The organism is Paenibacillus terreus, from assembly GCF_042138595.1.
GTDB classification, from domain to species: domain Bacteria; phylum Bacillota; class Bacilli; order Paenibacillales; family Paenibacillaceae; genus Paenibacillus; species Paenibacillus terreus.
This window is the reverse complement of record NZ_JBHIRX010000010.1, coordinates 40,883-53,227: the sequence shown is the minus strand read 5'-3', so window position 1 is coordinate 53,227 and position 12,345 is coordinate 40,883. Positions and strand designations below refer to the sequence as shown.

At 48.3% G+C, this 12,345-nt stretch carries 11 protein-coding genes; 9 read left to right on the top strand and 2 right to left on the bottom strand.

Going from position 1 to position 12,345, the window contains the following annotated elements:
- Window positions 1–14: 14 nt before the first annotated feature.
- Genes ACE5KN_RS18135 through ACE5KN_RS18125 form a run of 3 tightly spaced genes read left to right on the top strand, consistent with a single transcriptional unit; the run spans window position 15 to window position 2,255 of the window.
- Window positions 15–572, top strand: a complete 558-nt coding sequence (locus ACE5KN_RS18135; RefSeq protein ID WP_375526106.1) for a helix-turn-helix domain-containing protein — start codon at window positions 15–17, stop codon at window positions 570–572.
- 4 nt (window positions 573–576) lie between these two features.
- Window positions 577–1,173, top strand: a complete 597-nt coding sequence (locus tag ACE5KN_RS18130) for a helix-turn-helix domain-containing protein (RefSeq protein WP_375533126.1) — start codon at window positions 577–579, stop codon at window positions 1,171–1,173.
- Window positions 1,174–1,187: 14 nt separating this feature from the next.
- Complete coding sequence (locus ACE5KN_RS18125; protein WP_375526050.1) at window positions 1,188–2,255, top strand: mandelate racemase/muconate lactonizing enzyme family protein; 1,068 nt, start codon at window positions 1,188–1,190, stop codon at window positions 2,253–2,255.
- Between the two features lie 5 nt (window positions 2,256–2,260).
- Here the strand turns inward: ACE5KN_RS18125 and ACE5KN_RS18120 are convergent, their stop codons facing one another.
- Complete coding sequence (locus tag ACE5KN_RS18120; protein ID WP_375526051.1) at window positions 2,261–3,220, bottom strand: LacI family DNA-binding transcriptional regulator; 960 nt, start codon at window positions 3,218–3,220, stop codon at window positions 2,261–2,263.
- 189 nt (window positions 3,221–3,409) lie between these two features.
- Here ACE5KN_RS18120 and ACE5KN_RS18115 point away from each other — a divergent pair, with 189 nt between their 5' ends.
- Complete coding sequence (locus ACE5KN_RS18115; protein ID WP_375526052.1) at window positions 3,410–4,051, top strand: HAD family hydrolase; 642 nt, start codon at window positions 3,410–3,412, stop codon at window positions 4,049–4,051.
- A 102-nt stretch (window positions 4,052–4,153) separates the two neighbouring features.
- Here the strand turns inward: ACE5KN_RS18115 and ACE5KN_RS18110 are convergent, their stop codons facing one another.
- Complete coding sequence (locus ACE5KN_RS18110; protein WP_375526053.1) at window positions 4,154–4,756, bottom strand: TetR/AcrR family transcriptional regulator; 603 nt, start codon at window positions 4,754–4,756, stop codon at window positions 4,154–4,156.
- A 193-nt stretch (window positions 4,757–4,949) separates the two neighbouring features.
- Between ACE5KN_RS18110 and ACE5KN_RS18105 the strand changes: the two genes are divergently transcribed.
- From ACE5KN_RS18105 to ACE5KN_RS18085, 5 genes are all read left to right on the top strand, one after another.
- Window positions 4,950–5,687, top strand: coding sequence for an SDR family NAD(P)-dependent oxidoreductase (locus ACE5KN_RS18105; RefSeq protein WP_375526054.1), 738 nt, complete (start codon window positions 4,950–4,952; stop codon window positions 5,685–5,687).
- A 37-nt stretch (window positions 5,688–5,724) separates the two neighbouring features.
- The gene (locus ACE5KN_RS18100) at window positions 5,725–6,498 is read left to right on the top strand and encodes an SDR family NAD(P)-dependent oxidoreductase (RefSeq protein ID WP_375526055.1); all 774 of its coding nucleotides are present in this window, start codon (window positions 5,725–5,727) and stop codon (window positions 6,496–6,498) included.
- 245 nt (window positions 6,499–6,743) lie between these two features.
- Window positions 6,744–8,243: a malate:quinone oxidoreductase gene (locus tag ACE5KN_RS18095; protein ID WP_375526056.1), complete on the top strand. Its 1,500-nt coding sequence runs from the start codon at window positions 6,744–6,746 to the stop codon at window positions 8,241–8,243.
- A gap of 200 nt (window positions 8,244–8,443) precedes the next feature.
- Window positions 8,444–11,497 (top strand): hybrid sensor histidine kinase/response regulator, encoded by a 3,054-nt coding sequence (locus ACE5KN_RS18090; RefSeq protein WP_375526057.1) that lies wholly within the window; start codon window positions 8,444–8,446, stop codon window positions 11,495–11,497.
- Window positions 11,498–11,686: 189 nt separating this feature from the next.
- Window positions 11,687–12,274, top strand: a complete 588-nt coding sequence (locus ACE5KN_RS18085; RefSeq protein ID WP_375526058.1) for a TetR/AcrR family transcriptional regulator — start codon at window positions 11,687–11,689, stop codon at window positions 12,272–12,274.
- The last annotated feature ends 71 nt before the right edge of the window (window positions 12,275–12,345 follow it).

The window sequence follows — 12,345 nt, the reverse complement described above, 5'->3', positions numbered from 1 at the left end:
AAAGGACACACATGATGCTGGGAGATATACTGCGGGAAGCGAGAAAAAACAAAAAACTTACGTTGGCTGAGCTGGCAGCGCAGACTGGGGTCACGACAGGTTATCTTTCCAACCTGGAAAAGAACAGGCAGGAGCCTTCTCTTGCAGTGCTCAGGGATCTTTCGGACAAGCTGGGTATTCCGGCACCGATGCTTTTTATGGAGGATTCAACTGAAGATGTGATCGTACTTCGCAAGAATGAGAGACCTAAAATCAAATTCATGAACCTTGCCGGGCAATGTGAGGTTTTAACCCCTATGGCATGGAGAAGCAGCGAGCCTCCGGAAATGGAGGTAATCCGTTTGGAGATCCCTCCCCGTGAACGTATCTCTACAGAGGATTTATCTACGAATACGGACGAATGCATCTATGTCATGGAAGGGCAGCTTGAATATCGGCACGGAAATGACAGTGTACGGATTGAACAAGGCGGCAGCATATTTATCCCGAGAAAAACGGGACATCATCTTGTTAATCCGGGCGAAGCTCCGGCTGTTATTCTATGGGTTGTCAGATCTGTCATAGGAGGTTAACGCGATTAGCAGCAAGGAAGTTTCATTTAAGCTAAATGGGAGAAAAATCAGAGATTTAAGACGGGAAAAACAGCTTTCTTCCACTGCATTGGCGGATTTGACTGGTGTAACCCCTGCCTATATTTCGCAAATTGAGCGTAACTTGGCGGAGCCTTCACTATCTGTGCTTAGAAAGCTCGCCCAGGCATTGGATGTTGAACTGCTCTTTCTATTGGAATATGACACGCCGTCGGATGTTCTGATTACAACTGTGAACGATGCGGTAGAGCAGACGTTTGCACAGGCACATGCCAAATATCAGCTGCTGACGCCTGTTCGGTTAAAGAATGGGGACAAACCGGATATGTCAGTCGTGCTCGTGAAGATCGATGCACACAAGACGGACTATGATGAAATGGTCACCCATGATTTTGAGGAATTCTGCCATGTTCTCGAAGGGTGCATCGAATATCGAACGGACAAACGAACCTATCGTCTTGAGGAAGGGGACAGCATTTATATTAAGAAAAACGTGCCCCATTTGCTATATAACCCCGGAACACAAGAAGCAAAGTTACTTGCCGTATTGGGAAATATTCATCCACATTTGCAAAACGGATAAGAGAGGAGGATAAGGTGAAAATCAAAGATATTACAGCGAAAAAAGTAAAGCTGGAATTATATCAGCTGGTCGTCATTGCCATAGGCACGATTGATTATTGTGAAACGGTCATCGTGAAGATTGAGACAGATGAAGGTCTTATAGGCTACGGTGAAGGAACCGGGGTAACCTTTGTGACCGGTGAATCGGTCGACACGATCATCCAAGCGATCGGCATATTGAAAAAAGAATTACTCGGATTGGACGCATTCAGCATTGATACTATCCATAGGGTGATGGACAAGACACTTGTTCATAATGCTTCCGCCAAGGCGGCCATTGATCTTGCCCTTTACGATATTATGGGGAAATATGCAAAATTGCCCCTATATCGCCTGCTTGGCGGCATAGCCAAGCAAATGGAAACGGATATGACGATAGGGATTGGCACTCCGGAAGAGATGGCCAAGGAAGCCGTTAAAATTGTAAAACAGGGCTTTCTGCATATTAAAGTCAAAGCGGGAATGAACCCGGACGATGATATTGAGGCGGTCCGGCAAATCAGGGAAGCGGTCGGAAAATCGATTCACTTGAAAGTGGATGCCAATCAAGGCTGGTCTGTCGGAGACGCGATTCGGGTGATGCAACGTTTTGCCGAATATGGCGTGGAGGCGGTAGAACAGCCGGTTCCCCATTGGGACATGGATGGGCTCAGCTTTATCCGCTCCAAATCACCTGTGAGCATCATGGCAGATGAAAGCTGCTTTACTCCCCAGGATGCGATAAAACTGATCAAGAAAGACGCGGTTGATCTCATCAATATTAAATTGATGAAATGCGGCGGTCTTTACAGAGCTTTACAAATCAACGCCATCGCAGAAGCCAGCGGCATCCGCTGCATGCTCGGCTGTATGATGGAGAGCCGACTCGGCATTGCCGCAGGAGCAGCCCTAGTGGCCTCCAGATCCAATTTTATTTACGGGGATTTGGACAGTTTTCTGCATTTTAAAGAGAATGATCAGGTCAAGGGTGGATTTACCTCCGACGGGCCGCATATTACGTTATCGGATGGGTATGGATTGGGGATTGAGGTGGATTTTTAGGTTGCTCAAACCGTCAACCGCTCAATCAGCTTCACCGGTATCTCCTGCTGATCGAATTCCCCGGTCATTATTTTGCGGAACAAATCTCTCCCGATTTCCGTTAAAGGAATGGCAAAGGTTGTGATATTCAGCACTTTGGCTATCGGTTGGTTATCAAAGCTGACGATGGCAAGCTTGGAGGGTACCTCAAGATTTCGTTCGTTGCAGCATGCCAGAATGCCGGCCGCGACCTGGTCGCTTGTCACGAGCAGCGCGGTTGGCGGGTCCTGCATTGTCATCAACCGTTCCACAATCCATTCACCATCTTCGAAATGAATGGCGTCATAAAATGCGCAATCGGGATCAAAGGGCTCGGCCAAGCTTTTCAAAAAATCTCTGTACGCCGCTTCTCTTTGCTTGCTGCTTGTACCGGATTTTCTGGCGAGGCAGTAGCCGATTTTACGGTGACCCTTACCGCTCAAGTACGTGAGCGCCTCTATAAAACCTTTGTAATGATCGATAAAAATGGAAGACACGTTGTGGCCCCTTGCATCCTCGAATGCGATGATCGGACCATAAGCGGCAAACTCCTCCACAATGTCCCAATCACTGATTTTCGAGCAAATAATGAGGGCATCTATTTGTTTGAGCCTCAGCATCATTAAAGCTTCCAGCTCCCGTTCTTCTTCATAATTGGTCTGGATGAGCACCAGTTTATAGTTGCCCTTCAAGGCTTCCTCGGCGATTCCTTCGACGACAAGGCCGAAATAGGGTCTTTTGATAGACGGAACCATGACGCCTACAAGATTGGTTTTTCCCTTGATTAAATGAACGGCATTGATGTTCCGCTCATAGTTCGTTTCCCCCATAACACGCATAACAGCTTCTCTTTTTTCTTCGCTTACGTAAGGGTGGCCGTTGATTACACGTGATACCGTCGTGACCGACACTCCTGCCAGCTTTGCGATGTCTTTGATATTCGCCATAACCCTCTCTCCCTTTCCCCGATCCCAATCAAGTTGCTATTAGTATATCAAAATGAAAGGCCTTGACATGAAATGCATTTCATAAATTAAATTGGTCTTGCGTTAACAGTGCTGACTTATCATAAAGAGGACAGACGTTTGTTTGAAGAGACTGAATCAGCCTGAATAAAAAGAGAGGGGAGAATAAACATGCTGAAATGCATTATTTTTGACCTTGACGGGACACTTGGAAATACACTGCCTTTGTGCATCGCCGCTTTCAAGAAAGCGATTGAACCACTGGCCGGCAGAGTGCTGAGCGACCAGGAAATTATCGATACGTTTGGCCCTTCGGAAGAGGGAACGATCCGGGCTTTGATTCCGGCCCACTATGATCAGGGGATTGAGGATTATTTGCACCATTACCGTGATTTGCATGGGATGTGCGGTGCTCCGTTTGAGGGTATCACCGAGGTGCTCGATCACGCCAAAAGCCGAAATATAAGGCTGGCCATGGTTACAGGGAAGGGAGCGCGAAGCGCAGAGGTTACGCTGGACATTTTCGGTATTCGCTCCTATTTCGACGTGATTGAAACCGGGTCTCCGGAAGGGCCTAGAAAGGTGCAGGGGATCCGAAACGTGTTGGAGCAGCTAGGTATCAAGCCAGCAGAAAGTGTGTACGTAGGAGATGTTCCAAGCGATATTGAAGCATCGAGAGAAGCGGGAGTTCCCATTGTATCCGCCGCATGGGCGGAGACGGCCGATCCGGAACTGCTGAGGTCACTTCAGCCCGATCAGCTGTTCACAACCATGCAGGAATTTAAAGAATACATTGAACAGGTTATTCAATAGAGAACTTTTCTTTTTTACTGTCAGAAAGGGCTGCCCCGAAGCGGGTGGCCCTTCACTTGTTTTCAGCCTCGCCTGAACTTTTCATGGAACAGCCTTGAACAGCTATTTCCCGATAAACTCAAACGAGTAAATATGCGTTTTCGTCAAATCAATGACTTCCCTGATAAATTCCTCCTGAGACGGTTTGAAATCACTTTGGATCCAGTTCAAGATAAGCCCGTAAAAGCCGTAGGCTGTGTAGCGTTTGAAATATTCCATATTGACGGGGATGTCATTGATCGTTTCGAATTTAAATTGTTCCTTGTAAATTTTCAGGATCGTTTGCGGGAATCCTGTATGCAGACCCGGTAAAGTGTCCTCATACTTGATCAGCTCGAAGAAATCCCGGTGTCCGTAGATGTACGACACGATATTAAAAGAGGGCACATCCAGCTTTGACGTATATACTTTGTCCCCGGGGACGTAGGGTTTGCCGACCGCTTCTTCCAGCCCTTCGAGCATGGAGGCAAGCAGATCCTCAGCAAGTTCCATTTTGTCCTGGTACTGTACATAGAAGGTACTGCGGTTATAAGCGGCGGCATCGACGATATCTTTTACCGTCACGGAATGGTAGCCCTTCTCTTTGATGAGCTTGATGAAAGCCAGCTTGAAATGTTCTTTTGTCCGGTTTCGGCGTTGAGTTGTCACGTTATGTTCATCATGCATGAGAAAAGCTCCTCCGAAAAGACATTTGTGCCCCAAGTGTCTATTAATTAGACATTTAGCGGTATCTTAATGATTGTTAACGACAGACAGAGTAGTAAAATTAAATTGTGAACAAAAAAGGACAATTTTCAACCCTGAGATTTTCTTGGTTGAAAAGTAGTTCCATTTAGCTATTATACTGGAGGAATCCGTTATGGGAAAACTGCAAGACAAGGTCGCTTTGATTACGGGTGGAGCTTCCGGTATCGGTGCGGCAACAGCACGTTTGTTCGTTGCGGAAGGAGCCAAAGTCGTTCTTGTAGACTTGAATGAAGACAAAGGAAAGGCGTTTGAAGCGGAATTGAAAGCGCTCAATGCAGACGCCCTGTTTATAAAAGCAAACATAACCAGTGAAGAAGAAGTTGCTCATATCTTCAAACAAGCCGTTGAAGCATTCGGTAAGGTGGATATCGTGTTCAACAATGCGGGGATCGGGCGCGTTCATTCTTCGCATGATCTGGATTACGCCGAATGGCGCAATACCGTAAACGTTGACCTGGATGGTGTATTCCTGGTGGCCCGTGAAGCGATCCGTGAAATGCTGAGAACGGGCGGAGGCACGATTGTGAATACCGCCTCCATGTACGGTTGGGTTGGTTCGCCGGGCTCGGCTGCTTATAATGCGGCCAAAGGCGGTGTCGTGAACCTGACGCGTTCACTTGCGCTTGAATATGCGGGACAAAATATCCGCATCAACGCATTATGCCCAGGCTTCATCGATACGCCGATTATTCCGGAGGAGAGCAAACAGGAATTGGCCGCAATCACGCCCATGAAACGTCTTGGACAAGCCGATGAAATGGCAACAGCCGTGCTGTTCCTGGCAAGTGATGATTCCTCTTATATGACAGGAAGCAGTCTGATCGTTGACGGCGGATATACAGCCCAATAATCCAAACTAAAAATCCATATAAGCGAGGGTGTTACAAATGAGCAAATTTGACGGAAAAGTAGTTATCATTACCGGCGCGGCTGGCGGAATCGGAAAAGCAACGGCGAAAAAGCTGGCAGAGCAGGGGGCCAGCCTCGCTTTGGTCGACTTGAATTTGGATGCTGTCAAGCAGGTCATCTCCGAGTTGGGCCTTGATGATTCCAGAGCCCTGGCTCTCCAGGCCAATGTCGCAAAAGAAGAAGAGGTCAAAGCATATGTAGATGCAGCGGTTGAAAAGTTTGGCAAAATCGACGGTTTCTTTAACAATGCGGGCGTTGAAGGAACGACTGCAAATGTAGAGGATTATCCGAAAGAAACCTTTGATCTCGTCATGAGCGTCAATGTTAAGGGAGCTTTCCTTGGACTGAAATACGTCGTTCCTGTGATGAAAAAGCAAGGATACGGAAGCATTGTGAATACCTCCTCTGGTGCAGGGTTAATCGGTTCACCCGGATTTGTGGCCTATAACAGCTCCAAGCATGCGGTCATCGGAATGACCAAGGTCGTGGCACTGGAAGCCGCCCCTCATGGTGTAAGAGTGAATGCCGTTGCGCCCGGGGTCATTAATACCCGCATGATGCGTCAAATTGAGAAAAATACGGTTCCTGAGGATGCGGAAGGCGCAAGAAAGGCATTTGGTGCTGCAGTTCCGATGGGGCGGTACGGTGAAGCTGAGGAAGTGGCGAATGTGGCTGTCTTCCTGCTCTCCGATGACGCTTCATACGTGTCTCAGTCCATCTATACCGTGGATGGCGGTCAAATCAACCAGTAACTTTTTCGCTTCAGGCAGTTTGTCAGGTCTTAGACGGTCATTTCCGGCTGGGGCCTTTTTGCATTTTGGCATGATTTTTGCATGCTCCGAGGGATTGGATCGGAATTGTCACTTTTTAACCACATTTAAATAGTTTATAATTAAGAAAGATTTAGTGTGTTCCTAGGTGGCGCCTTGCTTTTTGTAACAGTTAAGCCGGAGCGTCTACCCTTTTTTCCAAATATAGGCGATAAGGAAGGGTTGTAATGAGCAGCATACAGATAAAAACAGACGTTATCTTAATTGGTGCAGGAGTCATGAGCGCAACTTTGGGATCCATACTGAAAGAGTTGGCGCCCGCGTGGGAAATCAAAGTGTTTGAGAAACTGGCAGGCGCAGGAGAAGAAAGCTCTAACGAATGGAATAATGCAGGTACGGGCCATGCCGCCCTGTGCGAGCTTAACTATACGTCCGAGAAATCTGACGGATCTATAGATATCAGCAAAGCTGTAAGCATTAATGAACAGTTTCAGCTTTCCAGACAGTTCTGGTCTTATCTTGTTAAAAGCAGTGTAATTCCTAATCCGCAGGAATTTATCATGCCCATCCCTCATATGAGTATGGTGCAAGGTGAAAAAGATGTAAATTTTTTGAAGAAAAGATTTAAAGCGCTATCAAAAAATCCCCTGTTCCAGGGTATGGAATTTTCCGAAGATCCTGACAAGCTGAAGGAATGGATTCCGTTGATCATGGAAGACCGTACATCCAATGAACCGATAGCGGCCACCAAAATCGACTCCGGAACGGATGTCAATTTTGGCGCTTTGACACGCATATTGTTCGATCACTTAAAGAGCAAAAACGTCGAAGTCAACTACAAGCATAGTGTCAAGGATATCAAGCGTACCGATGACGGTCTGTGGAAAGTGAAGGTGCATGATATTGACAGCGGGAAAACCGAATACCATACGGCCAGATTCGTCTTTATCGGCGGCGGGGGCGGAAGTCTGCCTTTATTGCAAAAAACCGGGATTCCCGAGTCAAAGCATATTGGAGGATTCCCGGTAAGCGGGCTGTTTATGGTCTGTAATAATCCGGAGGTGGTGGCGCGGCATCATGCCAAGGTATACGGCAAAGCCAAGCTGGGCGCCCCTCCAATGTCTGTACCGCATCTGGATACAAGATATATCGGCAATAAAAAGGCATTGCTGTTCGGACCGTTTGCCGGCTTCTCACCCAAGTTCTTGAAAACAGGCTCCAATTTGGATTTGATCCTCTCTGTAAAACCGGATAATCTCCTCACGATGCTGGCGGCCGGTGTTAAAGAGATGGCATTAACCAAATACCTGATCCAGCAGGTTATGTTATCGAATGAACAGCGGATGGAGGAATTGCGCGAGTTTATCCCGACGGCCAAAAGCGAGGATTGGAGCATCGTAGTAGCAGGTCAGCGTGTGCAGGTGATCAAGGACACAGCCACCGGCAGAGGGACCCTGCAATTTGGTACGGAAGTGGTTACTGCCGCAGACGGTTCAGTGGCTGCACTGCTGGGTGCTTCACCGGGGGCTTCTACTGCCGTGAACGTGATGCTTGAGGTAATGGAAAGATGCTTCCCGCAGCATATGAAACAGTGGGAGCCGAAAATAAAAGAAATGATTCCATCTTATGGCGTGTCACTGACGGAAAACCCTGAACTTTTCCATGAAATTCATACGGCAACGGCACAGGCGCTTGGTCTGAGCGAGAAAAAAACGGTCTTTAGTTAAAAACGTATAATAAGCAACGAGGAAAGGGGCTACTGCGGCATGCTCCTTTCTTTGCCATAAAGGAGTCTCTCTCGTTCGTGTCGAATTTTGTTTATATGCGAACAGAAAAAAAGACCCGAACCCAATATATATTGATCCTGCTTCTGATCTTGGGCGCTCTGACGGGAATGCGGTGGCTGTGGTCCGAGATATTCCCTGTTATGAATCACCCTCGTGCCATTGACGGTGTACTTGACCTCCGCGGAACGGATCTGGATAAGTCTCCCCCCTTCTATTTGAATGGAGCGTGGAAGTTCTACCCTGGAGCACTTAACACCGGAAAAGAACCGCCCGAGCAAGGGCCGGACCCTGTTAATATCACCGTTCCGGGAGATTGGGGAGATGCGCTTCACCCGGATACCGGGAGCTCCATCGGATACGGAACGTACCGGCTGCGAATTTTGATGGATCCGCTGCAGGAGCCCATCGGTCTCTGGTTCAGAGGGGTTACGACGGCATCTGAAGTTGAAATCAACGAAGAAATGGCGGGAAGTATCGGTAGGGTGGCAGCCTCCAAGCAGGAATATGCCCCCAAAAGTGTCTCATATACGACAACCTATGATATAAAGGGAACTACCGAGATCGATGTACAGGTCCGTGTGGCCAACTTCGACAATCCCAACAAGGGTGGAATCATCAACCCTGTGCGCTTTGGCTCCCAAGCCTCCATTGACATTGTCCGCTGGAACTCCATCGGGTTACAGCTGTTTATTTTTTTGGTGCTGCTGCTTCATGAAGTATATGCTTTCATTATTTATGCGTTCAATCCGAAAGAGAAGACATTGCTGATTACAGGGCTGCTGCTCCTGATCACCAGCTTTGTGGTGCTAAGCAACTACGATACCGTGCTGCTGACGTGGTTTCCGATGATCCATTACACATGGGCGATCAAAATCAAATGGATCAGCATGCTATGGCAAATGCCATTGACTCTTCTGCTGTTCAAAAAATTCATGCCAGTCTATTTCCATAATGGATGGCTGCGTATATTTTTGGCGGCAAACATAGGCTTCACGGTTCTGCTGCTGATCATACCGTTCGCTTACGTGGATGGCATTGTGCTTTCCGGCTTGTTTTACGTTCTCTACTTCACGGCGTTTGCCTGGTTCCTTTATATTATAGGAATGATGGTCTTCAAGCAGCAGACGGATCAGGACATGATCTTCCTGCTGCTGACATCGGCAGGTATCATTTCCAATTTTATCTGGAGTACGGCCGAGGCAGTCAGTGACGTAACCACCGTTTATTATCCGGTTGACCTGGCTATCGCGATTATCGGTTTTGCCTCGTATTGGTTCAAGCAATACTTCCGGCAATCCAGGGAAAATATGGAACTGAACGAGAAGCTGAAAGAGGCCGACAGGATCAAGGACCAATTTTTGGCCAATACCTCGCATGAGCTGCGGACTCCGCTGCACGGCATTATGAATATCGCCCATCATGTGGTTACCAAAGAAAAAGACAGGCTGGAGAAAAACAGTCTTGATGATATGCAGCTGCTTATTACGATCAGCAGGCGGATGTCCCATTTGCTTGGTGATCTGCTCGATGTGGTCCGGCTTAAAGAGCATCGGCTTGTGCTGCAGAAGGAATCCCTGAAAATACAGTCCATCGTACCAGGCATCATCTCCATGCTGCAGTATATGGCGGAAACCAAGCCCGTCAGCCTGCATATGGACATACCGGACGAAATACCTCCCGTTCTGGCCGATGAAAAGAGGCTGGTGCAGGTGTTTTATAATTTGCTGCACAACGCGCTGAAATATACGGAAGAGGGGACGGTCTCCGTGTCGGCCGATATAAAGGAGGGCCGGGTACATGTACATGTCGCCGATACCGGGATAGGCATGGATGAAGCAACCCGTGCACGTGTCTTCCTTCCCTATGAGCGTGGTGCCTATGGCGTCAATGACGGTCAGGGAATCGGATTGGGGCTAAGCATCAGCAAGCAGCTCATTGAGCTGCACGACGGCGCTTTGACGGTTCACTCCGAGCCAGGCCGAGGGTCTGTTTTCAGCTTTGATCTGCCTGTGGCGAATGAGCCTGCTCTTTCCATGCAGCAAACGTCTATTTCTGCAGAGCAGGAGATGGCAAGAGGAGATGAGACGACTGCAGGTTTTCTATTGTCCGATGTGACCGTTGGGGACAAGGAGGCCTCCGCAGCGATGTCCCCGCCGCTCCTGGAAGAGAGCAGGGCACGTATCCTTGCTGTTGACGATGATCCGATCAACCTGAAAGTGCTGATCAGCATTCTGTCGACAGAGCCTTATGCCGTCGTGACGGCGCAATCCGGTCAGGAAGCGTTGGAACTGCTGGGCACGCAGCAGTGGGATCTGCTCATCGCCGATGTGATGATGCCGAACATGTCCGGATATGAATTGACCCTGAAAGTAAGGGAGCAGTTCCCCGTGTCGGAGCTTCCCATTCTGCTGCTTACTGCCCGCAGCCAGCAGGCCGACATTTACACAGGCTTCTCGGTGGGAGCGAGTGATTATGTCACCAAGCCTGTAGATGCGTTGGAGCTGAGATACCGAATTCGAGCCTTGGTCACATTAAGGCAATCCGTTCATGAGCGGCTGCGTATGGAAGCGGCTTATTTACAGGCGCAGATCCAGCCGCATTTTCTGTTTAACACGCTCAATTCGCTAATGGCGTTAGGTGAGATCGATACGGACAGGATGATCAAACTGGGCGAGGCCTTTGCTTCCTATTTGCGGATCAGCTTTAATTCTCTCAATACGGGCAGACTGGTTGAGCTATCCCATGAGCTGGAGCTAGTCAAAGCCTATCTGTATATCGAAAAAGTGCGGTTTGGTGATCGGCTGTCCATTGAATGGGAGGTGGAGCCGGACATCCGCTTGTATCTCCCTCCGCTTACGATTCAGCCCTTGGTGGAAAATGCCGTAAACCACGGCCTCTTGAGCCAGCAGGCAGGCGGGACAGTTCGTATTTCCATTACACGTCGGAACGACAGTACTCTTGTTGAAGTCATCGATAACGGAAAAGGGATGGAGCAGGAGCAGGTGAATAGGCTGCTAAGCGCCGCGGTTAGTGAAAAAGGCGGCATCGGCATCGTCAATACGAATCGGAGATTAAAACAGTTATACGGGCGGGGATTATCTATCGTAAGTCAACGCGGCGAAGGGACAACCATGTCGTTTGAGATTCCGGACGCTAGAGCCCCTGGGCCTTCTAACAACGAGAATCGTTGGTGAAACGAACATGTTCTACCACAACCCAGAGGCAGGGCGCTCATTGATGAGAGTCCTGCCTTTTTTACTGGATCGTACGAGCTGCTTGGAATCAATCAAGATATGTCTTCACTCATTTGAGAACGATCGGTAAAAATAATTCTTTACTGATTGTTCTCAAGTATGCTATGATCCCTTCAGGAGGGAAATGAAATGGCCAGAAGTAAAGAATTTGAAGAGAATGAAGTTTTGGAAAAGGCCATGAAGCTGTTCTGGGAGCAAGGATACGAGAAGACTTCGATGAATGATCTTGTTGAGCGTATGGGAATTCATCGCAGAAGCCTCTACGATACCTTTACCGACAAGCACACCTTGTTCCTCAAGGCGATGGATCGGTTCAGAGAGCGAATCGATACCAGATTGGTGGCGGGGGTTAAGCAGTCCGAGTCGGCAAGGGAAGCACTCCGGTTCGTGTTCAGCTTCATCATTAACGGTGAGGAGGATTCGCCGCCAGGCTGCATGTGTGTAAATTCGGCTGTCGAAATGGCGATGCGGGATGCGGACGTTGACGCAAAGGCTATAAAAGCATTTACAGATACAGAACGGTTGTTTGCGGGAATCGTATCCTGGGGACAGCAATCAGGCGAATTTACAAAAAAATACGAAGCCACGGAATTGGCAGAGTATCTTCATAATGCTGTGACGGGGATTAGAGTCATGGCGCGGACGTCGGTTCCGAAAGAGAAGCTTTGGCGGATTGCCGAATTCACAATGCATATTTTGGAGCCACAAGACGGCTAACTTATTCTTTTTTAGATATCAGGGAGTATAAGCTTCCTGGAATAAGATTCCTGATATTGCAAGAAAAACTA

Bases quoted from the DNA above. Each gene is read 5' to 3' on its own strand.
- ACE5KN_RS18110 (WP_375526053.1), bottom strand. From the start codon at position 4,756: ATGCATGATGAACATAACGTGACAACTCAACGCCGAAACCGGACAAAA.
- ACE5KN_RS18120 (WP_375526051.1), bottom strand. From the start codon at position 3,220: ATGGCGAATATCAAAGACATCGCAAAGCTGGCAGGAGTGTCGGTCACG.
- ACE5KN_RS18115 (WP_375526052.1), top strand. From the start codon at position 3,410: ATGCTGAAATGCATTATTTTTGACCTTGACGGGACACTTGGAAATACA.
- ACE5KN_RS18095 (WP_375526056.1), top strand. From the start codon at position 6,744: ATGAGCAGCATACAGATAAAAACAGACGTTATCTTAATTGGTGCAGGA.
- ACE5KN_RS18105 (WP_375526054.1), top strand. From the start codon at position 4,950: ATGGGAAAACTGCAAGACAAGGTCGCTTTGATTACGGGTGGAGCTTCC.
- ACE5KN_RS18135 (WP_375526106.1), top strand. From the start codon at position 15: ATGCTGGGAGATATACTGCGGGAAGCGAGAAAAAACAAAAAACTTACG.
- ACE5KN_RS18100 (WP_375526055.1), top strand. From the start codon at position 5,725: ATGAGCAAATTTGACGGAAAAGTAGTTATCATTACCGGCGCGGCTGGC.
- ACE5KN_RS18090 (WP_375526057.1), top strand. From the start codon at position 8,444: ATGAATCACCCTCGTGCCATTGACGGTGTACTTGACCTCCGCGGAACG.
- ACE5KN_RS18085 (WP_375526058.1), top strand. From the start codon at position 11,687: ATGGCCAGAAGTAAAGAATTTGAAGAGAATGAAGTTTTGGAAAAGGCC.